The organism is Blautia sp. HCN-1074 (assembly GCF_037890165.1).
Taxonomy (GTDB): Bacteria; Bacillota; Clostridia; order Lachnospirales; family Lachnospiraceae; genus Blautia_A.
Genome location: NZ_JBBKBP010000024.1, coordinates 36860 through 61316 on the forward strand (window position 1 = coordinate 36860; position 24457 = coordinate 61316).

Below are 24457 nucleotides of genomic sequence, written 5' to 3' on the forward strand. Positions count from 1 at the left end.
TCAGAATCATATGGTAAATCTGTAATTTTCAGGAATCCATATAGTTGGAAGTTTATGTGCCTCAGGATTTTGACTACACACAAATATCTTATGCAAAACAATAGCATAAAAACCGCTGCATCACACAGCGGCTTTTGGTTCAGGGTTAATAGTTATATGCTCCCTCATAGGCATTGCACCGGTCCAGTTTCCGGGACAGATTCTGGCAGGAACTGCATCGGTCGCAGAATTCCTGTTCATAACAGGTGGAACAGGCGCACGTCTTACAGGCTTTACGGTCATAACCTGTTTTACTGTTGAAAGGAAGCGTGCTTTCGGTTGCATTGCTCATAAATATCACCCTCCTTATACATTGCTGCCCACTCCACCTATAACAGCTTCAGAAAATAACACAGGCAATTCACCCTTCAAAGCAAAAAATCCTATATCAAATATCCCTGTCATGTATCAGGCGTATGAACAACAATTCTTGTACTTTCATTATACTTTAACAAAAGGAGAATACAAGTAATTAATAATCTGTTTTCTGGTAAAATCTTCCGTTTATGTAGTCGGTTTTGATAATATTTACAAAGGCTTTCGGATCGATCTCATGTACCTTCTTTACCAAAAACTTCGCTTCTTCCGTAGACACAACAGAATAAATCATGCTGGTCTTCTCATCCGTATAACATCCAGTTCCTTCAAAGCGCGTCGCCGTATGATTCGTCAGTTTAAAGATTTCCTCATAAATCTGGTAAGGTTCCTTTGTAATAATAAACAACGTATGCTTCTTATATCTCTGGTGCAGCATCTGAATCACCTGTGTAGAAGTAAACTGGAAAATAATAGAATACAGTGCCCTGTCCCATCCAAACAACAGACCTGCAACCGTCAGGATCACCGCATTTCCACATAAAATATAATTCCAGATATCCCTGCCACTCTTCTCAGAGAAATAAATCGCAATAAAATCCGTTCCGCCGGTACTTGTATTACCGATCAGACAAAGGCTGATACAAAGACCATTGATCAGACCACCAAAAATACTGATAAGCAACGTATCATAAGTGATTGGCTGACTCGGAATAATATCCGTAAGCAGACCTGACAGCACGATCACACAGCAGGAACTGATCGTAAACTTCTTTCCAATAAACTTCAGACCAATAAATACCGGAATCGAATTCAGTAACACATTAATAAGTGTATATGGAATCGCAATCCCCATAAATGTCTGAAAAATATTCTGGATCAACAGTGTAAGCCCTGTAAACCCTCCCGGAAAAAGACCGCCTGCACGCACAAACGTTTTAATATTCAAAGCCATGATCGTAGCTGCCAGAACCGCACAGCCGTAACGCTTAGCTTCGTGTTTTAAATTAAGTTCTTTCATCTTTTACATCTCACACTATTCTTATTTTGTTTATTTTGCTTCCCATCTACCGGAAGCACCACATGGCAGAACCAGTCCGTTAGAACTTACCGGAAGCCCGATTTCCTGAGAATCCACACGACCATCAAACTTCTTAAGCTCCGTAGAAAGCATATAAGTCAGAACCGCCGGTGCCAGCCCGGTTGTATAAGAATTGATCAGGAAAAATAATGGATCATCACTGAGAATCTTCGTACAAAGCTTAATCAGATCATGAATACAATCCTCAATCTTCCAGATCTCCCCTTTCGGTCCACGGCCATAAGAAGGCGGATCCATAATAATCGCATCATAATGATTTCCTCTGCGGATCTCACGCTCCACAAACTTCACGCAGTCATCCACCAGCCAGCGGATCGGCGCATCCCCTAAACCGGAAGCCACCGCATTCTCCTTTGCCCAGGTAACCATACCCTTAGAAGCATCTACATGAGTAACAGAAGCTCCCGCAGCTGCCGCTGCCAAAGTCGCACCGCCAGTGTAAGCAAAAAGATTCAGCACCTTCACCGGACGTCCCGCATTACGAATCTTATCTCCAAACCAATCCCAGTTTGTAGCCTGCTCCGGGAAAAGACCTGTATGTTTAAAACTAAATGGCTTTAAATGAAAGGTAAGATCCTTATAATGAATATCCCACTGCTCCGGCAGATCAAAAAACTCCCATTCACCGCCGCCTTTCTTACTTCTGTGATAATGACCATTCATATGTTTCCAGCCCTTATTCACCTTAGGTGTATCCCAGATAACCTGCGGGTCCGGTCTCACCAGAAGATAATCCCCCCAACGCTCCAGCTTCTCCCCACAGGAAGTATCAATTACCTCATATTCTTTCCATCCATCTGCAATCCACATCTTCTATTTTATCCTCCTAAATAAACGCATAATAAATTACGATTGTACTACATAATCAACAATTAGTAAAGTAATAAAACCACTCCTGACATTGCCAGTCATACATTCCGCAACATTTCTCTATCCATATATTTCTACTGCCTAAAGTATAGAGTAAAATCCCCCCAATATCAAGCAAACCATCATAATTCGCAGTTATAAACAGCTAAAGCACTATTTATAAATTACGTGGAACATACAATTCTCATTTCCCACAGCCAGTCCCCAGCGCGAAGCAGTATCTCTCTGTGGGTGAATTTGGAGGGGGCTTAGTAACTCTTAGGTTTGGGGAATCCGCGTTATGAAGAAAAATAGCAACGTGTCTGAGCGAAGTCGGAGGCGGAGCGAGTTTTGCATTTTTCTTCATGCTTTTAGCGGATTTTCCAAATCTTAGAGTTACTTAGCCCCCGGAACTGAGCCCACAGAGAGATGCTGCTTCGCGCGTCCCTATTAATACAAAAAAACAAGCCAGAACTCTCCACGAGTCCCAGCTTGCATAATCACACCTTATTTACTTTTCTTCTTCATAGAAGCAATCACAGACTGAATAACAATAAAGAAGCAAAGCAGTACAGAAAGAATAATTCTTACCCACCAGCTTGACAAAGTACCCTGAGTAGTAATCAAACTGGAAATTGTACCCTTAATCAGAACACCAAACAGAGTACCGATTGGAGTACCAACACCACCAGAAAGAAGTGTACCACCAATAACCGCTGATGAAATTGCATCCATCTCAAGACCTTTCGCCTGCTCTACGAAACCTGCACAGCTGTTTAAACAGAACAGGAATCCACCAAGACCTGCAAGGAAACCATCCAGAATATAAGCCTGGAACATAGTCTTCTTAACATTCAGCCCCATCATCAATGCACTCTGACGGTTACCACCGATTGCATAAAGTTTACGTCCAAATTTACGATATTTCAGAAGAACTGCAATAATAATTACAACGATCAATGCAATCACAACTGTCGGTGGAATGTACGCTGGAATGAATTTACCTTTTTTATTAGTAGAACCAAAAGGCATATAGAAACGATAGTTAGCCCATTTCAGGAACAATTCATTCTTAATAGAAATCATATCTGTACTGATGATAGCTGTCATACCACGTCCAAAGAACATACCTGCTAAGGTTACGATAAATGGCTGGATATCAAGATAAGCTACCAGAAATCCCTGTACAATACCAAAAGCAACACCAATCAGCAGTGCAACTAAAACTGCCACATATGTATTAACACCTTTATTCTCCATCAGATCTGCAAGAACCATACAAACAAGTGCGGTTACAGAACCTACGGAAATATCAATACCACCTGTGATCATTACAATCGTAAGTCCACACGCAATAACCAGAAGGCCTGCATTGGATACAAACAGGTTCAGAAACATCTGAGGTTTTGCAAAACCTTTATCAGCAAAGATAATCATGCCTGCGATATACATTACTGCGAATAATGCGATAGTTATCAGAAGCAGGAAGCCGTTTCCTGTCATTTTCTTTTTCTGCATTCCATTTGCTTTCATTACTTCTGACCTCCTTCTGCTGCCACGCTTTTCTTTGCTTTTAAGCCAGCAATATATTTCTTAAATACATCACTCTGCAGAGTAACGATGATGACAACTACGATTGCCTTATATACAGGAAGCTGGTCAGCCTTTACGTTCATTGCATAGAGTGTTGTGGTCAGAGCCTGAATTGTATAGGCACCGATTACAGAGCCGATCAGACTGAATTTACCACCGCCAAGGAAGTTTCCGCCAAGTGCTACTGCAAGGATGGCATCCATTTCCAGGTTAAGACCAATGTTGTTTGCATCTGCGGAATAGATACGGCTGGATGCCACGATTCCGGCAATACCAGCCAGCACACCGCAAATGACATAAGTAAGGAATTTGATCATTGTGGAATTTAATCCAACAAGGCGGGCTGCCTTTCCATTAATACCAACACTTTCAATGTAAAGACCAAGTGCTGTTTTCTTCAGGATCAGGTAAACAATTAAAACTGTGATGATCGCAAAGAAAATAGGAGTTGGGACTGGACACTTTCCAATGTAACCACCTGCCATCTTGAAAGAATCCACACGAATATAAGTAATCTGTCCATTTGTTACAAGCTGTGCAATACCACGTCCGGCTGTATAAAGGATCAGAGTTGCAACCATCGGCTGAATATTCAGCTTAGCTACCAGAAATCCATTGAATGCACCACATAATGCAGATGCAAGAAGTGCTGCAATCACTGCAATAATAATCGAGTTCTGATACTCATTTACAGAAACCTGTCCGCCGGAAAGAACCTGGCAGCAAACTGCAGCTGCTACAGCCATGATTGCACCAACACTGATATCCTGCCCACCGGATGCCGCTGTTACCAGTGTCATACCGATTGCAAGGATAACCAGCTCTGAAGCACGATTGATAACGTCAATGATATAACCGTAAAGTACACCGTTTCGAATAGATACATTAAAGAAGTCCGGTGTCTTAATCACATTGAGCAAAAGTACGGCGATGAGACACACGATAGGAAGAAACAGACGCGCACTTGTTATTTTCTTTAATTTACTCTTATTCATTATTTATCGTCACCTCCGGCAATAGCTTTCATAACTCCGCTCTGGGAAAGTTCATTCTCTTCCAGCTCGCCTACCTTCTGACCGTCACGAAGAACTGCCATACGGGAACAGGTACGGAGCATTTCCTCAACCTCTGAGGAGATAAATGTAACTGCCATTCCCTGATCTGCAAGATCAAGAACCAGTTTCTGGATTTCAGTCTTTGTACCGATATCAATACCTCTGGTGGGCTCATCCAGAATCAGATAATCCGGATTTGTCAGAAGCCATCTTCCAAGGATAACCTTCTGCTGGTTACCGCCTGACAGACTCTTGATCGGTGTTTCACGGCTTGCAGTCTTGATCTGCAGTAATTTAATATACTTATCGGCTGCTTCATCCATTTCTTTTCTGCTTAATGGATGGAACATACCCCGTTTAGCCTGGAGCGCTATAATAATATTTTCTCTTACAGAAAGATCTGCAATGATACCTTCTGCTTTTCTGTCTTCCGGAAGATATGCCATACCAAGTTTCATGGCATCCAGAGGACTGTTGATCTTTGCTTCTTTTCCCTTTACCTTAAGGGTTCCTGTCTCAGCCTTATCTGCACCATAGATTGCACGAACCAGTTCAGAACGTCCGGAACCAAGAAGTCCTGTAAGACCAATAACTTCTCCCTTGTTAATAGTAATGTCGAAGGGTTTAATGGTTCCTTTATGGGAAATTCCTTTTGCTTCAATAACAGGTTCAGGTTTTCCCTGTTTCTTATCTTTGTGCTCGCCTTTAATATCAGCAAGATCATCAAAATCTTTACCCATCATCTTGGCAACCAGCATAACTCTCGGAAGATCCTTTGTCTCATATTCTCCTACCAGTTCGCCGTTACGAAGAACTGTAATTCTGTCGCAGACTGCATATACCTGTTCAAGGAAATGGGTGACAAAGATAATACCTACTCCTTCGTCACGAAGTCTTCTCATAAGTACAAACAGCTTCTCAACTTCATCGTCATCCAGTGATGAGGTTGGCTCATCCAGGATCAGCACACGGCATTTCATATCAACTGCACGTGCAATTGCGATCATCTGCTGGATAGCGATGGAACATTCTTCCAGCATCTGTGTTGGCGGCACATGAATGTCCAGGCTCTCAAGAAGTTTTCCTGAGCGCTCATTCATCTGCTTCCAATCAATCATTCCCATCTTTCTCGGCTCTCTGCCGATAAATAAATTCTCGGCTACAGTCAGATTCGGGCAGAGATTTACTTCCTGGTACACTGTACTGATACCGTTTGCCTGTGCCTCCTGCGGAGAATGATTTAAAATTGCATTGCTGTTTCCGGCCATATGAATAGAACCGCTTTCAAATTCGTGAACACCGGTCAGCACCTTGATCAGTGTTGATTTACCTGCACCGTTCTCACCCATCAGTGCGTGGATCTCACCTTTACGAAGGGTAAAGTCCACATGGGAAAGGGCACGAACGCCAGTGAAATTTTTGGAAATATCGCGCATCTCCAATACTACATTTTGTTCCATAATCTTTCCACCTGCTTTCTATACTGGTTTTTACCCCTCATCGCTGAATTTTTTTCAGCAAAGCGGGTTAATTCATGGCATAAAGGTAGCGTGGTCCGCAACCCGGGTTTCTCCGAATTATGAACCACGCTCCGGATTTACACTAATAATTAGTATGCACGTCCATCAATGATGTCCTGTGTAATAGTTGTTACTTCATAGTCAGCGTCGTCAACTTTGATAGATGTAACTGTATCATCAGCTGCAAACATTTCTTCATCTACATAAGCCTGTTTGTCAACCTCTTCGCCAGCTTCAAGCTTCTCGATGATTTCCTGTACACGTGGTCCGTGTAATGGGTTACACTCTGTATCCAGTGTGATCTTTCCGCTTAATGTATCTGTAAGACCAGCGTTTGTTGTATCGAAGGACATTACAAGGATCTGGCCTTCTTCTCCACCAACCTCATAACCAGCTGCTTCGATGGCATCAATTGCACCAAATGCTTCGTTATCATTCTCACAGTAAACAACATCAATGTCATCACCGCTCTGTTTCAGGATAGATTCCATAACTTCCTGACCTTTGGCCTGTGTAAATTCACCTGACTGCTGTGCAAGTGTTGTCCAGTTGTCATGAGCCTCTACCGCATCGTCAAATCCCTGTGTACGTCCGATCTGAGCAGATGCACCGATGGTTCCCTGGATATCAACAAGATTTATTTCTTCATCTCCACGTCCCTTTGCTTCCAGATATGCATCCAGCCATGCCATAGCTTTCTGACCTTCAAGTTTGAAGTTTGAGCCAACCCATGCTGTGTAAAGGCTGTCATCAGATACATCAACCATACGGTCTACGATGATTACTGGGATTCCTGCATCTTTTGCTTCCTGGAGAACTGTATCCCAACCTGTCTCTGTTACAGGAGCAAGTACAATATAGTCAACTTCCTGCTGGATGAAGTTACGAATTGCTGTTAACTGGTTTTCCTGTTTCTGCTGTGCATCGTCGAAGATTAAGTTGTATCCGTTCTCTTCGCTGAATGTGGATTTCATGGATTCTGTATTTGCTGTACGCCAGTCAGATTCTGCACCTACCTGTGAAAAACCAACTGTGATTGTGTCGTCCGCTGCTGCTACACCCACTGTAGGAACTACACACATACCGCATACCATAGTTGCTGTTAATAAAGCTGACACGATTTTTTTCTTCATTTTGTAAATCCTCCCGATTCATTTAAGATGTCTTTATTATAGTAAAAATCCAGGAAAATTCCATAGAATATTTTCCGCAAAAAGTTTATTCTTCTATCATATTTTGTTCATAATTTGTACAAAGTTTGTTTTTTTATTCCAGAAGTTGATTTTTTTATTGGCATTCTAAATACAGAATTGATTGTTTTACCCGATTTTATATTCATATTGCATAACTCAACATTATCTCACTTATTAAGGTTAATCTGCTTCGCCATATACACTTCCATCACTGTCCCCTCGCCTTCTGTCGAGGAAATCTTCAGTCCATAACCAGGTCCATAATAAAGCTTGATTCTCTCCGAAACCGCAGCAAGTCCAAATCCCGCTCTCTCACCAGTGCGGATTGCCTCCTGTACTTCATGAAGACGCTCCGGCGTCATTCCCTGTCCATTATCTGTAACCCTGAGCATCATATTATCCTCATCCAGGTCAAATCCCTCGATAAGAATCTTACCTTTTCCACGCTTATTCTTAATTCCATGATAAAGCGCATTCTCCGCAAGAGGCTGCAAAGTAAGCTTCGGTATCATAACACCATCCAGTTCCGGCGGAATATTAATCTCAAACTCCATAATATCCCTATATCTGGATTGTTGAATCTCCAGATAACTCAATGTATGACGCTCTTCCTCAGACAACGGAATAATATCATTTCCCTTAGAAAGAGAAGTCCGAAAAAAAACAGACAGACTTGTGATCATATCCACCGCATCCTGCTGCATTCCCCCCTCTACCAGCCACACAATCGTATCCAGCGTATTATATAAGAAATGCGGATTCACCTGCGCCTGAAGCAGCTGCAGTTCTGTCAGATGCTGCGCATCCTGCTCCTTGCGCACATTTTCCAGAAGCCCCTCGATTCTTCCCGCCATCTTTCTGGTACCTGCATCCAGTTCCTGAATCTCGACATAATCGGCTGGTACGGTATTAATTGTCTTATATTCCCCCTTTCCTACCTTCTTAATATTATAAAGAATCTCAGAAATCGGCTTGGTAATACTATAAGTCAGCCGGAAAGAACGCCGCAGCAGAATACAAGTCGTAACAAAAATTACTGCACACATCGTCAAAAGCGTCAGCCAGACATTTCCCGCAAGCTGTAACTCCACCTGCACCAGCTGAGTTGCTTCCTGATAAATATAATTCTGCATCTCTTTCTCAAAAAGCGTCGTCAGAATTTCCGTATTATTCGCCATAAATTCCTGTCGTTGCTGATAATCCTTGATATCAAGAAGCTGATTCATCCGCTTCTGAAGATTTTTCAGATAATTCGTCAGATATTTAAGAGAACGTAAACTCTCTTCTTTCTTTGTAGTTTTTTTCAGCTTTTCTACGGTATCGATTGCTCTCTTAACCTGCTCTGTCGGAAGCCCGTCTTTTCCCTTTCGTCCAATCGTCACATAGTAGATATCCATATCTACCTCATCTTTAAAACTCATATCATTATTGGAATTCTTATAATTCGCATTATATTCCGCACTGACTGCCAGATTATTGGATAATTGATTATATTCATTTGTATAATGCCAGAAAAAAAGAAGAAGCACTATGATCAGGATTGCCATAGGGATCATAGTGCTCAGAAGCATCCACTTCATCTTAGTTTCCAGCTTTTCCTGCTTTTGCCTCATGAATCAGACTTCCCCTCTCGTTTTACGATATTCACTCGGAGTCATCTTCTGCGTCTTCTTAAAAAGATAACTGAAATAATGCGCATCCTTATATCCTACTTCTCCCGCAATCTCGCTCGAACGTTTCGCCGTGCAACGAAGCAATTCCTTCGCCTTACTCATACGCAGAGAAGTCAGATACTCAATAAAAGTCTGCCCCATATTCTGGCTGAACAACGCACTGAAATGATTCGCACTGACATTCGCCACATGCGCAACCTTATTCAGAGAAATCTCCTCATCCATATAATGTCCGTCAATAAAATCCACCGCCTGCTTCAAAACATTCCGATTCTGATTACCGGCATTCTCATCCCGAATCGCAATTGCCCTCTTAAGAATATCCTCCGCATAAGCAATAGACGCCTCCGTAGACTGACTGGTCTTCTCCACAATATCATCCGTCTCTTCCCTGGATAACTCCGTATCGTCATACCCCATCTTTTTCAAAAACGACAGCGCCGAAAAACGAATATTCAAAGCCACATAATTACGGAACACCAAAGACTCCATTGGCTCCTGCCCGATCGCATGGAAATAGTCATGCACAAAACTGCTAACTTCCTCTTCCAGACCACTACTCAGAAATTTCTGCAGAATTTCAGGATTAAGCGCATTGACATTCACACTCTTTAACTGAACCGCCTCTGCCTTCGACGAATCTGCTGAATTTTCCCTTGCCTGTTCAAGCATATTATAATAAAGAATATGTCCATCATAAAGATAACGAAACGCATAAGCTCTCGTCGCAGTATGATAACTCTGCTTAATCTTACTCAGACGATCCGCCTCTTCCCCTACAGCAACAAACCAGTCCACATCCTTACTGGTTTCCTCCATAATCTTTTGAACCGCTTCCACACACTCTCTGGTGTTCGCCTCAATACTCTCTCTCTGCCCCTTAACAAGAATCGCATAACTAAACACCTGATGCCTGAAAAGCATAGCCACCGGATGACTCAGAAAATAATTCTCAATCTTCTTATGAACCTCTGCCTCCCAATCCGAATACCCCTCCGACAAATTACTGCTGCTGTCAGAAATATCCGGGCTGAAAATCAAAATATTATAAGCCTCCGCCACAATATCCAGATTCAGACGATCCGCCCTCTGATAAACCTCCTCCAGATCCGAATCCGCCCTCACCAGCGATTCAAAAAAATCCCTGCTCGCATTCCTTTCATACTCCTGCATCTCCAGACGAAACTTCTCATAATACTCCATCTGCGTCTTCTCATGCTCATAACGGTTATGAATCTCCTGCAGACGCTCAATAAACGCATTCTTCGTAATCGGCTTCAAAAGATAATCCTCAACCCCGATACTAATCGCCTGCTTCGCATAATTAAAATCATCATACCCGCTAAGAATCACAATCTTAATATTCGGCAGCTCCTTCTTCACCAACTTACAAAGCGTCAGCCCGTCCATAAACGGCATCTTAATATCCGTAATCAAAAGATCCGGCTTACTCTTCAAAATCAAAGGCAACGCCATCTCCCCATCCGAAGCCTCCCCCGCAAGTTCAAACCCATACTGCTCCCAGGGAATCATCTTCTTAATCATCTCCCTGATCACAACCTCATCCTCTACCAAAAACGTCTTTAACATCTAATCAAACTCCTCCTCAAAACTCACGCGCCCATCTAATTCACTAAAATATGATAATGATATAACTTTAATACATGTTGCCCCATCAGGCAAGTTATTTTTCACCAATACGCCCCACCGCCACTTTTCCCACAGAGAGATGCTGCTTCGCGCGTCCCCTTCCGAAAAAAGGCACAAAAAGCCTCTTGTCCAGACAGGGGGTGACCAGACAAGAGGCTTTTCTACAGCTATATAGTTATATTTCAGGTTAACGTTTTTTAATAAATAAGTTTACATCATACCCTTCTATTTGGTATGAAATAATTCCTCCGCCTTCGGTTTCCAATGCTCTGCATAAGCATCACACTTCGCACAAAGATGCTCCACAGACTCCGGAGACTGCAAATCTGTAGACTTCGCACCGGATTCTTCAACCATCTTACGAAGCTTCTGCGGATTCTCAAGCATCGGGCATGGACGAAGCATATTTTCATTAAATGGCTGACCATCATGATATGCCATGAAAATCGGGCTCTTCAATGCTTCCAGCAGAGTATTTTCATAAATATTTGCATTAGAATAATGGATAAACACACATGGGTCTACATCACCATTCGCATTGATATGAAGGTAACGTCTTCCTCCTGCAATACATCCGCCAACATACTGCGCATCATTCTGGAAATCCATGCTGAAGATTGCCTTTGTAGAACGATACTCTCTGATCTTGTGATACATCTTTTCACGCTGCTGCGGATTCGGCATTAACTCTACCACTGCATCATTACCTGTCGGCATGTAATGGAAGAACCATACAAACAGAGCGCCACAGTCAATTATATGGTCAAAATATTCCTCACTGCTTACACTGTCTACGTTTGCAGAAGTATAGCAAGTAGATACACCAAACGGAAGTTTATGTGATTTCAGAAGTTCCATCGCATGCATAACCTTCTGATATACACCATCTCCACGACGACCATCATTTGCTTCCTCAGAACCTTCCAGACTGATTGCCGGTACGAAGTTCTTCACACGAAGCATTTCCTGACAGAACTCTTCATCGATCAGAGTACCATTTGTAAAGGAAAGGAACTCACAATCCGGATATTTCTCACAGATACGGATTAGGTCTTTCTTACGAACCAGAGGTTCTCCACCTGTATATATGTACATATAAGTTCCGAGTTTTCTTCCCTGCTCTACGATAGAACAGATGGTATCAAAATCAAGATTCAGCTTGTGACCATATTCAGCTGCCCAGCATCCTGTGCAGTGCAGATTACAGGCACTTGTAGGGTCAAGCAAAATAGCCCACGGAACATTACAGTTGTTTGCCTCCGCCGTTTCCTCCTGTAATGCACTTCCCTTTAAGCTGGCATTGATAATAAAGTTTGTAAAGAACGCCTCACGTACACCCGGATCCAGATCATAAATTCTGAGAATCAGTTTATACCAGTTGCTGTTTTTGTCATGGATTGCATTACGGATCGCATTTCTCTGTGCCTCATACCAGCCATCCGGTACAAATTTGTCTACAAGTTCCATCAGTTTCGGTATATTTACTTCCGGGTCCTTCTCCAGATAACCCAGACCTGTCTTAACTGCTGCTGCAAGTGCAGCCTGTTTTGCTTTGTCCATTAATTTCATGTGATTGCTCCTCCTTGTTGTAGTGTGATATATATAAACACCTGTGTATCAGGTATATTTTTATTATTTTATCAATATTCATCCATATCTATGATATCCTGTTTCTGGTTTTTAATAATTTTTACAGTGTAAATCGCCACACAAAGATTCAGAATTCCCTCAAACAGAACCGAAACACCAACCAGGATCATCATGATCTCTGCTGCCTCAAACGGCCTTATCAAAAGTAAAAATCCCAGAACACCGGTCAGAATCGCTACCAGGAGAATCCTCCACCAGAGATTCAGCCCAAATTTCTTTGCATCTATCGACATCTGAATTTTAAATAATGCATCCGCAAGGATCAGAAGTCCAAAGATTCCAAAAATCAGATTCACCACTACGTTCCTGCGTACTATAATAATAATTCCTACTGCTGCCAGCAGCACTCCAAAGGCAAGATCAAACTGAAACGCCAGACAATAGATATCTCTGGAAAAATATCCCAGAATCTTTATCAATCCGTATACAATAAGCATAATCCCTACTGCTGTACAGAAAACTGCCATCGAACAATCCGGCCAGATAATCAGACAGGCACCCAGAACCATAAATAATACAGACATAATAATATAACCATTCTTGGCTAATTTTAACTGCTTCAGTGCATCCATCCTATTGCTCCTCCCTTCTGAAATATACCCGAACCTGTGACTGTCAGGCTCTTGTTTTCATCTCTTTATGGCTGCTATTATAGCTGTGATTTTTTTAACAATAAATAGACAAAAAAAAGCCCATGTCCAAAAAACAGACATAAGCTTAATTTTGTATAATATGAAAATTAAAGGAATTACCTATAACGCTTCTCTCAGATAATACATTTAAGAGAATTGCTATAATAAATATCAGGAACAACAGGTATTTTCATACTATTCTGATCTGTTCAATACCGCATGTAGCTCCGGGTGCTTTTCAAAAAGCCGGGAAGCCTGACGCATTTCTTCTCCAAAATCAGATTTCAGATTATTATCCAGCCACTCCATCAGAAATCCCATAAACAGACACTTATAATATTGAATCAGAATCCGGATTTCTCCCTCATCAAGATCAAACTGATCTACATTTTTCCGAAAATATTCCATAATAATATAGTTGGAAATCTCATTCATATAAAAAAGAAACGTATCTTTTTTCACTGATCTGTAAACATTAAGCATAACCTTTCTGTTATTTCTCACCAGATCTGCCATTTCTTCCATACATTCCAGAATAGAGGCTCTGTCCTGTGGGTGTTCCAGAATCTCATCCCACTTCTTTTTCAAAATAAACTCCACTACATCCGGAATATCCTTAAAATGATAATAAAAAGTATTTCTGTTTACACCACATCGTTCCACGATATCCTTCACCGTAATCTTAGACATGGGCTTTTCATCCAGCAATTCTGTAAAAGTCTTTGCAATAATTTCCTTTGTAAAACCTGACATATTATCTTTTCCTCATCACTCTTAACACTGTTCTAATCATCAGTAACACTTTTCCTCTGAACAGCCCGCTCCGCATTAAAAAAGTCCACAGATAACCACTTTTATAAAGCAATTATCACTCATCTTTCGCAGGTTCTGAGTATTTTCATAATTATGCCATAAAGGATATAGTTTTGCAAGCGTTCCTAAAATTGGTCTTACCTATTCGGAATCAGCACAATTTCTTTAATTTCAAGATTATCCGCACCATAATAAAATTTGATATAGTGATTATGACCAAATCCCATATTCAGGATGCGGCTTTCTTCTACCCATTTTCCATTGGTCCCCTGTACTGAAACAGTCATCTTATGAATATTATCCAAAAATACAGAAACTGGAAGCTGAGCCAGCTCACCAAGATCAGACTTCAACGTAAACTTCATTGTGAAATCACCCATAAAATCATTGGTAACTGCCAGTACATCTGCATTCCCCTTCGCAGGATGCAATAACGCACCATCAATTACAATCTCCTGTGTCTGTGGATCACTCTCAATATTCACCAGACTTCCGGCATCCACGTCATCCTCTTCTTTCGTATTCATAGCCTCCAGCTCCTCTTCACAGATTCTGTCTGCCAGAAGCAGAATAGACGGACTCTTTAACAAAAATCCCAGAATATTTGCCGCATTTCTCTGCAATTCACCCAGAGTAATCTTTCCTGCATGAAGCATCTCCTCTACATCATCATTCTCAGGATTTGCCTTCGCATCACTTACTACCATATAAATATCATTCTGAGCCGCTACCATCGGTGCTTTCACCGGCACTTCAGCCTGATGTCCTTCGTAGTTGGACTTCGCCCACCAGTCAGTCATCACAATACCATCAAAGCCCCATTCCTTACGAAGAATAGTCGTACACAAATCATAACTTCCAGCCGTCCAGAGCCCGTTCACGCTTCCATAAGTCGTCATCACAGAACGCGCACCGCCCTCTTTTACCGCAATCTCAAAACCTTTCAGATAAATCTCACGCAAAGCTCTCTCAGAGATCACAGAGTCCGAAGTACTTCTTCCAACCTCCTGATTATTACCACAGAAATGCTTGATCGTACTTCCGATTCCAGACTTCGCCATAGCCTTCACCTGAGCTGCACAAATCCTGCCTGTAAGAATCGGATCCTCAGAAATATACTCAAAATTACGTCCGTTCAATGGATTTCTGTGAATATTCATACCCGGTCCAAGAAGAGAATCAATCTTATTCAGACGAAGCTCCTTACCAGTCATCTCATACAATGCACCCACAAGCTCCACATTAAAAGTACAGCCAAGAGAAGTTCCATTCGGCAGTGAAAACGCCTTCGTACCACAATCCATACGAATACCGGACGGACCATCCGAACAACATCCAACCGGAATTCCAAGCGCAGTCAGGCCATCTGTCACTCCGCCAAAAGCAGCCGCCGTTCCCGCAGTAACCTTCGGGCTACACATACCCTCACCCCGGAACATCGCAATCAGACCCTCCTCACTAATCTGTGCAACAAACTCCTCCATGGAAACCTTCTTATCCAGCACATCCACCAGCTTATATCCCTTATCGCCTGTATAGACATAAGTTTCCGGCATCTCATTCGCCCTACGCTCCTGAGGATCAATCGTACGGACCGGCACATCCTCAGTCACTGCCTGATAAGTCCCATCCGGCAACAAAACAGCCTTCATTCTCTGAAACTTCTCAACCGGCGCATAAGCCTCCTCAAGCTCCTCAATCACCCGGAACTCTTCCTCATAACATCCAACAGATACCGCACTTCTCACATCACTGCCGACAAAAATCTCATAAGTTCCCTCTTCCAGAACATAACAAGACTTATGCCCGGTCACACCACTGTCATCATAAGAAGCCATATCATACTTCGGAATAACAATACAAACCTCTTCCTGCTCTCCAGGCTCCAGCTCCTTCGTCTTTGCAAAACCAATCAGCTTTCTCGCCGGATTTCCAAGTTTCCCCTGCGGAACCCTCACATAAACCTGAACAACCTCTTTCCCCTTTAACTCACCGGTATTGGCAACCATTGCAGACACCGTAATCTCATCCCCGGTATTCTTAAGAACCTCCGCCTTCATCTCAAAAGTTGTATAAGACAACCCATATCCAAACGGATAAAGCACCTTATCCCTCGCAAACGTCTCAAAATAACGATATCCGACATAAATATCTTCCTTATAATAATTCTTAAACGGATCCCCGAAATTCTCAGTAGACGGATAATCCTTAATATCAGCAGCAATCGTATCCGTCAGCTTACCACACGCACAAACCTTACCAGTCAGCACATCAGCCACACCATTTCCACCTTCCTGGCCACCCTGCCATACATACAGAACAGCCTGCGGACGATACTTCTCCACCCAGCTCATATCAATAATATTACCAACATTAAGCACAACAACTGTACGCTCACTCACCTCACAGACACGGCGGATCATATCCTCCTCCGTCTCCGTCAGACAATAACTGCCAGCCTTCGCATTGTTATCCTGATCCTCACCCGCAGTTCTGCCAATAACAACCAGAGAAACATCATTCCTGCGCGCACAGTCAAGCATCTCCTCTGTCACATCCATCTCCTTCTGACACCAAGGCACATGTCCCCAGCCCTGACCTTCATCATAAGGATTCTCCATAATCCAATCCTCATAAATCTCCATCAGCTTCTCATCCAGATGAACCCCTTCACACTCCTTCAAAGCATCCAGAATCCCCACGACATACCTCGTATTCACCAAACCACCAGAGCCAAGCCCACTCTTATAATAATGAAACGCCATACGCCCAAAAACAGCAACCCTCTCCCCATCTCTCAACGGAAGCGCCTGCCCCTCATTCTCCAGCAACACACACCCCTCAGCCACAGCCTGTCTCGCCAATGCAGCATACTTCTCCAAATCCAGCTTATAACTATTCATAATATCTATTTCCTTTCTCCACAAAAGCCATCACACACACCCTTGTACAACCTCAACCACTGCAATGGCATTCCCAATGACCTTTCAAAATATTTACCATTTCCCATCTTATCAGAAAACCCTCCCATTGGAAACACCAAATATTTACAGAAAAATAACCCACCAACCAAAAAAGAATGTTACCTACCACCCTTAAAGCAAGTAACATCCTCTATTCAAAAAAACTACCACAACCAGTTCCCAATTATTCTTTATGCACCTTCGGAAACTTCATACAGATTTCAGTTCCACTTCCCACCTCACTTCTAAGTCCAACACTACCATCCAAAGTACTAACCGCATGCTTCACAATCGAAAGCCCCAATCCAGTGCCCCCAATCTCCTTAGAATGACTTTTATCCACTCTGTAGAATCTCTCAAACACCCGATCCTGATCTTCCCTCGGAATTCCAATCCCCGTATCCTTAACCACAATCTGCACCTCCTGTGCCGTCTGCTCCAGAAAGATACTCACACTACCATCATTCCTGTTATACTTAATCGCATTATCACAAACATTATAAACAGCCTCCTCCAGAAGAGTCCTGATCACCTCCATCTTCATCGACTCTCCACAGATATAAAGATGCACATTCATCTTATATGCTTTCTCCTTCAGACTGTCAAACGCACTCTTACAAACCTGATAAACATCCACCGGCTCCCATACATAAGGCATCTTCTCCTCATCAAGCTGTGAAATCTGGATCACATCCTCCACAAGCTGAAGCAGCCTCTGTGACTCCTTATAGATACGTCCTGCAAACTTAGGAATATCCTCCTCCTTCACAAAACCACCCTGAATAATCTCCGCAAATCCGGAAATAGAAGTCAGAGGCGTCTTTAATTCATGGGAAACATTTGCAGAAAACTCCCTGCGCAGATTCTCCCTCTCAAGCTTCTCTGTCACATCCACAAGCAGGATCACCGCACCCTCCGTCTTCTGTCCCCGTATCACAGGATTGGCGATCAGCTGAATATCACTTCCATTTAATTTCAGGACAAGCTCCTCATGTTCCCCTTCCAGAACATGTTCAATTGCATGGCGGAAATCCTCCGCGCGATCCAGACAGTAAACACTTTCTCCCTGACGCACCTTGTCCATCCGGAACAGATTCCATGCACTGGAATTAGCCGAAAGAATCATCGTATATTTATCGATCACGATCAGACCTTCCTGCATATTTTCTGTAATCAGTGAAAATTCCTGCTGCTGCTGTTTTGCCAGTTCCAGCTGATTCTGAATCTCCCTGTTCTGCCTGTGTATCTTACTCAATAAGGGTGAAAGTTCCTCATAAATCTGATTCTCTTCCGGATGCTCCAGATCCAGTTCATTCACCGGTTTCACGATCTTCTTTGATATCACAGACGCAATAATTCCTGAAAGAACAAGCATAATAAGCAGAATCCAGCACAACGGCAGCACCAGGTTCTCCACCAGAGCAAACACCGAATCCTGCGTTCCCGAAACCCTGAGAACCGTACCGTCTTTCAGGCGCAGAGCGTAGTAGGTCGTTTTTTCGGAAAGAGTATCTGAATACCTCGAAGATTCTCCCGCACCATACTTCTCAGCCTTCTGAAATTCATCTCTGTCCCTATGGTTTTCCATCTCAGAAACATCTGCCTCATTGTCAAAAAGCACCGTTCCATCCTGAGCAATATATGTAATTCTGGCACTCTTATCCTTGATATTTTTTAGATAATCTGCGCCCTGCTGTTCCACTCCATATTCCAGATAAGCAGCTTCTTTTACCAGTTCATCTCTCATCTGTCTGTCAAAATTTCTGTAAAGAATCCCCAGAACCAGTGCCAGTCCTGCTGCCAGAACCACTGCGCACACCAGCATCATAGATTTAAAAATTTTCTTTGTCACTTCTCTTCCCATCCCTTCATTATATGATTTCAGTTATATTACCATATATCATTCTTTCTATATAATAACCTATAGCAATTCTACAAAATAATGCAAATAAAACAGTTCAGAAGAGTGCGAAGGGCAAGAAAGATATCTGCCGGCGTGCTGGCGCACGACAAAGATATCTGACGCGGGACTTCACGCTCTGATGGTCTGGATTAATTGCATTATTTTTGAAAATTGCTATAAGTCAACAGTGTATTTACAGCCTTAAATATACTCAAATATCCGCAAACGGTTCCCGCCTGCGGATATATATCGTCTCTGTCTGCAAACTTTCGCCGCTTATAACACGAGACCTCCATCATTCAGTTAATTATTCAGATAATCCTGATGTTCATTATTCCTGTGCTGGCCTGTGATAGAATATTCCACCCACTCTGCAATATTCACAGCGTGATCTCCGATACGCTCGAAATACTTGGCAGTCATCAGAAGATCAATCCCTGTCTTAGCATCCAGTTTTCCGCCATAGATCATATCTGCAAGTTTCTCTTTGATCTCATTAAACGCATCATCCACCACATCATCTCTGTCAATGACATTTCGGCACAGCTCCAGATCACTCTTTACAAATGCATCCACACTCTCTGTCACCATACTCACTGTGTCCTCTGCCATCTTTGTGATCGTATCCGGTATCGCACTGGTATCCTTTGCAATATATAAGGAAAGATCTGCAATGTCTGCGGCCTGATCCCCGATACGTTCCATATCAGAAACCATCTTCAATGCGGCGGAGATTTCTCTTAAATCTCTTGCCACCGGATGCTGATGAAGCAGAAGACTCAGACAGAGGTTCTCAATCTCTCTTTCCTTCGCATCAATGTCTCTGTCCGTCTCAAAAACCCGACGGGCAATTTCCTCATTCTGCACCTTCTGGATCGCTTTTGCAGAAAAAGAAATAGCCTTCTCGCAGTAGCTTCCCAGAGTAATAAGCTGGACATGCAGTTCCTCCAGCTGTCTCTCAAAATACTTTGACATAATCAACCAAACCTTCCTGTAATATAGTCCTCTGTACGTTTATCCGCAGGCATGGAAAACAGCTTATCCGTATCTGCAAATTCAATGACTTCTCCCAGCAAAAAGAACGCTGTTTTGTCAGAAATTCGGGTTGCCTGCTGCATATTATGAGTTACCATAACAATCGTATAATCCTTCTTTAACTCCATTGCCAGCTCCTCGATCTTGGAAGTTGAAATAGGGTCAAGTGCGGATGTTGGCTCATCCATCAGGAGCACTTCCGGCTGAACCGCAAGTGCTCTGGCAATGCAAAGCCTCTGCTGCTGTCCACCGGACATTCCCAGTGCACTTTTTTTCAGACGGTCTTTCACCTCTTCCCAGATAGCCGCATCGCGAAGGGATTTCTCTACGATATCATCCAGTTTTGCTTTAGAACGGATTCCATGTGTTCTTGGTCCATATGCAATGTTATCATAGATACTCATCGGAAATGGATTCGGCTTCTGGAATACCATTCCCACTCTTTTTCGTAACAGATTGACATCCATATCTCCGTAAATATCCTCACCGTCAAGCTGTACTTTACCGGTGATCACACAGCCCTCTACCAGATCATTCATTCGGTTTAAAGACTTCAGAAGAGTGGATTTACCACAACCGCTCGGACCGATAAAAGCTGTGATTTCTTTCTCAGGAATCTCCATATTAATGTTCTTTAATGCATGGAACTTCCCGTAATATAAATTCATATTCTCAACTGTTATTTTTGCATTCTCACTCATGCCTTTTATCCTTTCGCAATTCGTTTGGCAACCGCTCCGGACAGGAAATTAATCACAAGAACAAATGCCAGAATAACAACTGCTGTCGCAGATGCCTGATTCATATGAAGGCCCTCACCGGACAGCACATACATATGAAGTGCCAGTGTACGGCCGGAACCCATCAGATTCTTCGGTACTTCTGCAACCGTACCTGCTGTATAGATCAGTGCTGCTGTCTCACCGATCACACGACCGATTGCCAGAATCACGCCAGCCAGAATTCCAGGTACTGCTGACGGCAGAACGATCGTAAAAATTGTACGCAGCTTACCTGCGCCAAGTCCGAAACTTGCTTCACGGTAAGAATCCGGAACAGATTTCAAAGCTTCCTCTGCGGTACGCATAATCAGAGGAAGAATCATGATCACCAGTGTAAACGCACCGGATAAAAGTGACAGCCCCCAGTGAAGTGCTGTCACGAAAAACAACATACCGAAAAGACCATATACAATAGATGGAATACCGGAAAGTGTCTCGGCTGTGATACGGATCACATTTACAAGCTTGCTTCCTTTTTTCGCATATTCTACCAGATAGATTGCTGCAAAAATTCCCAACGGTGCCGCGATCACAAGAGAAACGACAGTCAGGATAAATGTATTGATCAGAGAAGGAAGTAAGGAAAGATTCTCTGAATTGTAAGTTAAACTGAATAAGTCTGTTGACAGATACGGTACACCCTTGACCAGAATATATCCGATCAGAAAGAACAGTAATGCAAATGTCAGGACTGCACCCAAAAGGGTAAGCAATGCAAGAACACCTGATCCCGGATGCTTAATATATGCCTTCATCTGATCTGAGAGCGAAGACTCATTCTGCTTTTTTTCTTTGGACAAATCAATTGCCGCTGCTGTATCAATTTGCATGTTCTGCCCTCCTGTTCAGTAAAGAAAGACTCAGGTTAATGATAAGGATAAAGATAAATAACACAACTGCTGTTGCAATCAGAGCTTCTCTGTGAAGACCTGTTGCATAACCCATCTCAGTAACAATGTTTGCAGTCATGGTACGGACACCTTTCAGGATTCCCTGTGGCATTCTCGGCTGGTTACCTGCAACCATTACAACAGCCATTGTCTCACCGATCGCACGACCGATTCCAAGCACTACAGCTGCCAGAATACCTGACTTTGCTGCCGGAAGCATTACACAGAAGATACTCCTCTCCTTGGTTGCTCCCAGTGCCAGTGAACCTTCGTAATAGCTCTCAGGCACACTGCGGATTGCAGATTCCGTAACTCCGATGATCGTCGGAAGGATCATCATTCCAAGCAAAACACAAGCTGCCAGCATACTGGTTCCTGTTCCACCGAAAATCTGTCTGATCAGAGGAACAATGAGAATCAGTCCAAAGAAACCATATACAATAGAAGGTACACCTGCCATCAGTTCAATTCCTGATTTCAATGGTCTGTAGACTTTTTTCGGACAGTAACGTGCCATAAAAACAGAAGTAAAAAGTGCGATCGGCACACCAAGAAGAATGGCACCTGCAGTTACATAAATACTTGCTACAATCATTGGAAGGATTCCAAAAATATCATTTGACGGCTTCCACTTTGTTCCCAGCAGGAACTTCAGCGGACCGATTTTCCCGATAGCCGGGACACCATTTGCAAACAGAAATGCACAGATCAGAAATACTGCCAGCACTGAAGTACAGGCTGCGATCAGAAACACACATTTCATTGCTTTTTCTTTAAAGTGGTTCATTCATTACACCTTTCTTTCCCTGTATCAAAAATCATAACCTGTCACTTTTACAGCAATTCTGAAAATATGATTTTCGACATACAAACAGCCCGCCTGCTGTATTATTTCATCCACAGGCGAACTGCTCTGAAACTAAATCTGTTACATATATCATATCTACGAATTGCTCCGCTGCTTTGCAGCTCCCGCAATTCTCAAACGGCTTTTTGATCTTTGTACCCTGATATTAATCACATTATTTAGCAAGGTCTTCCCATGTAGTAATCTCACCTGTGTATACAGCCTTTACCTGATTGCTTGTAAGTTCATCAATGTCATTGTCTTTGTTTACGATAACTGCGATACCATCTCTTGCGATAACTGTAGCTGTAAGACCAAGATCTTTCTCCTCATCCTTCAGGTCACGGGACGCCATACCGATATCTGCTGTTCCTTCTGCCGCCATGTTTACACCTGTTGTGGAATCACTCTGCTGAACTTCTACAGTTACGTCTTTGTTTACTGCTTCATAGCCTTCTGCAAGTTTCTCCATAACCGGTGTTACTGAAGAAGAACCTGCAACTACTACTTTACCGGAAACTCCGTCTGCTGCTTCATAAGCCTTAGCATCTGCTGCTTCTTTGATATAGCCGTTGTCCTCTACGATCTTCTGTCCGTCAGAGCTCATAATGTAGTTTACGAAATCCTTTGCTGCATCGCTTTCTTTATCAGATGTAAGGATGTTGAATGGACGTGCGATCTTGTAAGAATCATTGGAAACATTATCTACAGTAGCTTCTACGCCATCAATCTTAACTGCCTTTACTGTATCATCCAGAGAACCAAGTGAGATATAACCGATTGCATTTTCATCACCTGCAACAGTTGTCATCATAACAGATGTGCTGTTTGTTACACTTGCTTCATCTGTAGTCATATCTACTTTCTCACCGTCTTTTTCTTCTTCAATTCCAAACAGTTCTACGAATGCTCCACGTGTACCGGAACCATCCTCACGGGATACAACTGTGATGTCTCCGCTTGCTGCACTTACGATTGTTGTGAAAGCTGTTGCTCCGATAACTGCTGCTGTAAGGATTGTTGCGATTTTTTTCTTCATGATAATTTTCTCCTCTTCCCATGAGCCATGTTTTTTAACCGAATCAAGTAAGTCCCCTGCTTCAATTGCGAAAAGCAATAAGCAGTGGGTGGGGACTTGCTTGTATCAGGAGGAGTGCAAGCTCCTTCTGATAAACTGCGAAGCAGTTATTCGGTTATAAGCAAGTAGCGAAGCGGATTGCGAATATCCGCTTGACTTTTAAGATAAAGTGAACGGCTCATTTCCTTTTTAATATTTTTATGTTTTATAACTTGTTGCCTCATTTACAAGTGCTATTATAGAAATCCAAAGTTAAATGTAAAACCACGCTAAAGTAAAATCTTTGTAAATTGAAAATTTTTGTGAAGGTTGTAAAAACAGCTTCCAGATGCTATCATAAGCTATATCTTCGTTTAAAATTTATATGCAGGAGGATTTTATATATGGAAAACTTAAGATGTGAAAAAGCAGTAGAAAAGAAACATAACGGCTATAACTGTGCACAGGCTGTGGCCTGTTCTTTCTGTAAAGAGGCATCTATGGATGAGGAGACACTCAAAAAGATCACACAGGGATTCGGTGCAGGTCTTGGCACCATGGCGGGTACATGCGGAGCAATCTCCGGTGCTGCAGTTGTAGCTGGACTTATTAACCAGGACAAAGCCGGAACCTCTCAGACTGTCCGCTCTGTCATGAATCAGTTTAAACAGCAGAATGGAACTGTAATATGTAAAGACTTAAAGGGTGTGGAAACCGGAAAGGTAATCCGCTCCTGTGATGACTGTGTCAGAGATGCGGTGAAATTCCTGGAAGACGCATTAAAATCGGAAAATTGATTTCAGCAGATATTCACAATACATAAATACCAACACAAAAGAGGCTATACACTCATAACGTGCATAGCCTCTTTTATGATTAGCTTGATTAATGCTCCC

Annotated in this window: 20 protein-coding genes; 1 reads left to right on the forward strand and 19 read right to left on the reverse strand. The window is 42.6% G+C overall.

Annotated elements, in window-relative coordinates; all coding sequences use genetic code 11:
* Positions 1–145: 145 nt before the first annotated feature.
* From WKT11_RS16355 to WKT11_RS16445, 19 genes are all read right to left on the reverse strand, one after another.
* Positions 146–331 (reverse strand): hypothetical protein, encoded by a 186-nt coding sequence (locus WKT11_RS16355; RefSeq protein WP_118247906.1) that lies wholly within the window; start codon positions 329–331, stop codon positions 146–148.
* 180 nt (positions 332–511) lie between these two features.
* Complete coding sequence (locus WKT11_RS16360; protein ID WP_117674883.1) at positions 512–1375, reverse strand: YitT family protein; 864 nt, start codon at positions 1373–1375, stop codon at positions 512–514.
* Positions 1376–1405: 30 nt separating this feature from the next.
* Positions 1406–2266 (reverse strand): class I SAM-dependent methyltransferase, encoded by an 861-nt coding sequence (locus WKT11_RS16365; protein ID WP_117674884.1) that lies wholly within the window; start codon positions 2264–2266, stop codon positions 1406–1408.
* 546 nt (positions 2267–2812) lie between these two features.
* The gene (locus tag WKT11_RS16370; protein WP_117674885.1) at positions 2813–3838 is read right to left on the reverse strand and encodes an ABC transporter permease subunit; all 1026 of its coding nucleotides are present in this window, start codon (positions 3836–3838) and stop codon (positions 2813–2815) included.
* Positions 3838–4893: an ABC transporter permease gene (locus WKT11_RS16375; RefSeq protein ID WP_118247907.1), complete on the reverse strand. Its 1056-nt coding sequence runs from the start codon at positions 4891–4893 to the stop codon at positions 3838–3840. The genes WKT11_RS16370 and WKT11_RS16375 overlap by 1 nt, the downstream gene beginning before the upstream one ends.
* Entirely contained in the window at positions 4893–6413 is a 1521-nt protein-coding gene (locus WKT11_RS16380; protein WP_118247908.1) for a sugar ABC transporter ATP-binding protein, read from the reverse strand. The genes WKT11_RS16375 and WKT11_RS16380 overlap by 1 nt, the downstream gene beginning before the upstream one ends.
* Before the next feature lie 149 nt (positions 6414–6562).
* On the reverse strand, positions 6563–7606 hold the full coding sequence (locus WKT11_RS16385; protein WP_118247909.1) for an ABC transporter substrate-binding protein: 1044 nt from the start codon (positions 7604–7606) through the stop codon (positions 6563–6565).
* 227 nt (positions 7607–7833) lie between these two features.
* A complete protein-coding gene (locus tag WKT11_RS16390; RefSeq protein WP_118247910.1) occupies positions 7834–9279 on the reverse strand; it encodes a sensor histidine kinase in 1446 nt (481 codons plus the stop codon).
* A 3-nt stretch (positions 9280–9282) separates the two neighbouring features.
* A complete protein-coding gene (locus WKT11_RS16395) occupies positions 9283–10929 on the reverse strand; it encodes a response regulator (RefSeq protein WP_118247911.1) in 1647 nt (548 codons plus the stop codon).
* Between the two features lie 285 nt (positions 10930–11214).
* Entirely contained in the window at positions 11215–12558 is a 1344-nt protein-coding gene (locus WKT11_RS16400) for a radical SAM protein (protein ID WP_118247912.1), read from the reverse strand.
* A 71-nt stretch (positions 12559–12629) separates the two neighbouring features.
* Complete coding sequence (locus WKT11_RS16405; RefSeq protein WP_008705039.1) at positions 12630–13211, reverse strand: HdeD family acid-resistance protein; 582 nt, start codon at positions 13209–13211, stop codon at positions 12630–12632.
* A gap of 255 nt (positions 13212–13466) precedes the next feature.
* Entirely contained in the window at positions 13467–14024 is a 558-nt protein-coding gene (locus tag WKT11_RS16410; protein ID WP_118247913.1) for a TetR/AcrR family transcriptional regulator C-terminal domain-containing protein, read from the reverse strand.
* Between the two features lie 197 nt (positions 14025–14221).
* Positions 14222–16987: a glycoside hydrolase family 3 protein gene (locus WKT11_RS16415; RefSeq protein ID WP_118247914.1), complete on the reverse strand. Its 2766-nt coding sequence runs from the start codon at positions 16985–16987 to the stop codon at positions 14222–14224.
* A gap of 244 nt (positions 16988–17231) precedes the next feature.
* Entirely contained in the window at positions 17232–18911 is a 1680-nt protein-coding gene (locus WKT11_RS16420; RefSeq protein ID WP_340285212.1) for a sensor histidine kinase, read from the reverse strand.
* A gap of 342 nt (positions 18912–19253) precedes the next feature.
* Positions 19254–19925, reverse strand: a complete 672-nt coding sequence (gene phoU, locus WKT11_RS16425) for a phosphate signaling complex protein PhoU (protein WP_118247915.1) — start codon at positions 19923–19925, stop codon at positions 19254–19256.
* 2 nt (positions 19926–19927) lie between these two features.
* A complete protein-coding gene (gene pstB / locus WKT11_RS16430; RefSeq protein WP_118247916.1) occupies positions 19928–20686 on the reverse strand; it encodes a phosphate ABC transporter ATP-binding protein PstB in 759 nt (252 codons plus the stop codon).
* Positions 20687–20691: 5 nt separating this feature from the next.
* On the reverse strand, positions 20692–21597 hold the full coding sequence (gene pstA, locus WKT11_RS16435) for a phosphate ABC transporter permease PstA (protein ID WP_117674898.1): 906 nt from the start codon (positions 21595–21597) through the stop codon (positions 20692–20694).
* The gene (gene pstC, locus WKT11_RS16440; protein WP_118247917.1) at positions 21587–22444 is read right to left on the reverse strand and encodes a phosphate ABC transporter permease subunit PstC; all 858 of its coding nucleotides are present in this window, start codon (positions 22442–22444) and stop codon (positions 21587–21589) included. Before pstC ends, pstA begins: the two co-directional genes overlap by 11 nt.
* 235 nt (positions 22445–22679) lie before the next feature.
* Complete coding sequence (locus tag WKT11_RS16445; protein ID WP_117674900.1) at positions 22680–23543, reverse strand: substrate-binding domain-containing protein; 864 nt, start codon at positions 23541–23543, stop codon at positions 22680–22682.
* 422 nt (positions 23544–23965) lie between these two features.
* Between WKT11_RS16445 and WKT11_RS16450 the strand changes: the two genes are divergently transcribed.
* Complete coding sequence (locus WKT11_RS16450; protein WP_118137887.1) at positions 23966–24358, forward strand: C-GCAxxG-C-C family protein; 393 nt, start codon at positions 23966–23968, stop codon at positions 24356–24358.
* Positions 24359–24457: the final 99 nt, after the last annotated feature.

Excerpts from the sequence above, each read along its gene's own strand:
- WKT11_RS16355 (WP_118247906.1), bottom strand. The coding sequence starts at position 331 with ATGAGCAATGCAACCGAAAGCACGCTTCCTTTCAACAGTAAAACAGGT.
- WKT11_RS16445 (WP_117674900.1), bottom strand. The coding sequence starts at position 23,543 with ATGAAGAAAAAAATCGCAACAATCCTTACAGCAGCAGTTATCGGAGCA.
- WKT11_RS16375 (WP_118247907.1), bottom strand. The coding sequence starts at position 4,893 with ATGAATAAGAGTAAATTAAAGAAAATAACAAGTGCGCGTCTGTTTCTT.
- phoU (WP_118247915.1), bottom strand. The coding sequence starts at position 19,925 with ATGTCAAAGTATTTTGAGAGACAGCTGGAGGAACTGCATGTCCAGCTT.
- WKT11_RS16365 (WP_117674884.1), bottom strand. The coding sequence starts at position 2,266 with ATGTGGATTGCAGATGGATGGAAAGAATATGAGGTAATTGATACTTCC.
- WKT11_RS16405 (WP_008705039.1), bottom strand. The coding sequence starts at position 13,211 with ATGGATGCACTGAAGCAGTTAAAATTAGCCAAGAATGGTTATATTATT.
- WKT11_RS16410 (WP_118247913.1), bottom strand. The coding sequence starts at position 14,024 with ATGTCAGGTTTTACAAAGGAAATTATTGCAAAGACTTTTACAGAATTG.
- pstB (WP_118247916.1), bottom strand. The coding sequence starts at position 20,686 with ATGAGTGAGAATGCAAAAATAACAGTTGAGAATATGAATTTATATTAC.
- WKT11_RS16420 (WP_340285212.1), bottom strand. The coding sequence starts at position 18,911 with ATGGGAAGAGAAGTGACAAAGAAAATTTTTAAATCTATGATGCTGGTG.
- WKT11_RS16370 (WP_117674885.1), bottom strand. The coding sequence starts at position 3,838 with ATGAAAGCAAATGGAATGCAGAAAAAGAAAATGACAGGAAACGGCTTC.
- WKT11_RS16380 (WP_118247908.1), bottom strand. The coding sequence starts at position 6,413 with ATGGAACAAAATGTAGTATTGGAGATGCGCGATATTTCCAAAAATTTC.
- WKT11_RS16395 (WP_118247911.1), bottom strand. The coding sequence starts at position 10,929 with ATGTTAAAGACGTTTTTGGTAGAGGATGAGGTTGTGATCAGGGAGATG.
- WKT11_RS16415 (WP_118247914.1), bottom strand. The coding sequence starts at position 16,987 with ATGAATAGTTATAAGCTGGATTTGGAGAAGTATGCTGCATTGGCGAGA.
- WKT11_RS16400 (WP_118247912.1), bottom strand. The coding sequence starts at position 12,558 with ATGAAATTAATGGACAAAGCAAAACAGGCTGCACTTGCAGCAGCAGTT.
- pstA (WP_117674898.1), bottom strand. The coding sequence starts at position 21,597 with ATGCAAATTGATACAGCAGCGGCAATTGATTTGTCCAAAGAAAAAAAG.
- WKT11_RS16450 (WP_118137887.1), top strand. The coding sequence starts at position 23,966 with ATGGAAAACTTAAGATGTGAAAAAGCAGTAGAAAAGAAACATAACGGC.
- WKT11_RS16385 (WP_118247909.1), bottom strand. The coding sequence starts at position 7,606 with ATGAAGAAAAAAATCGTGTCAGCTTTATTAACAGCAACTATGGTATGC.
- WKT11_RS16390 (WP_118247910.1), bottom strand. The coding sequence starts at position 9,279 with ATGAGGCAAAAGCAGGAAAAGCTGGAAACTAAGATGAAGTGGATGCTT.
- WKT11_RS16360 (WP_117674883.1), bottom strand. The coding sequence starts at position 1,375 with ATGAAAGAACTTAATTTAAAACACGAAGCTAAGCGTTACGGCTGTGCG.
- pstC (WP_118247917.1), bottom strand. The coding sequence starts at position 22,444 with ATGAACCACTTTAAAGAAAAAGCAATGAAATGTGTGTTTCTGATCGCA.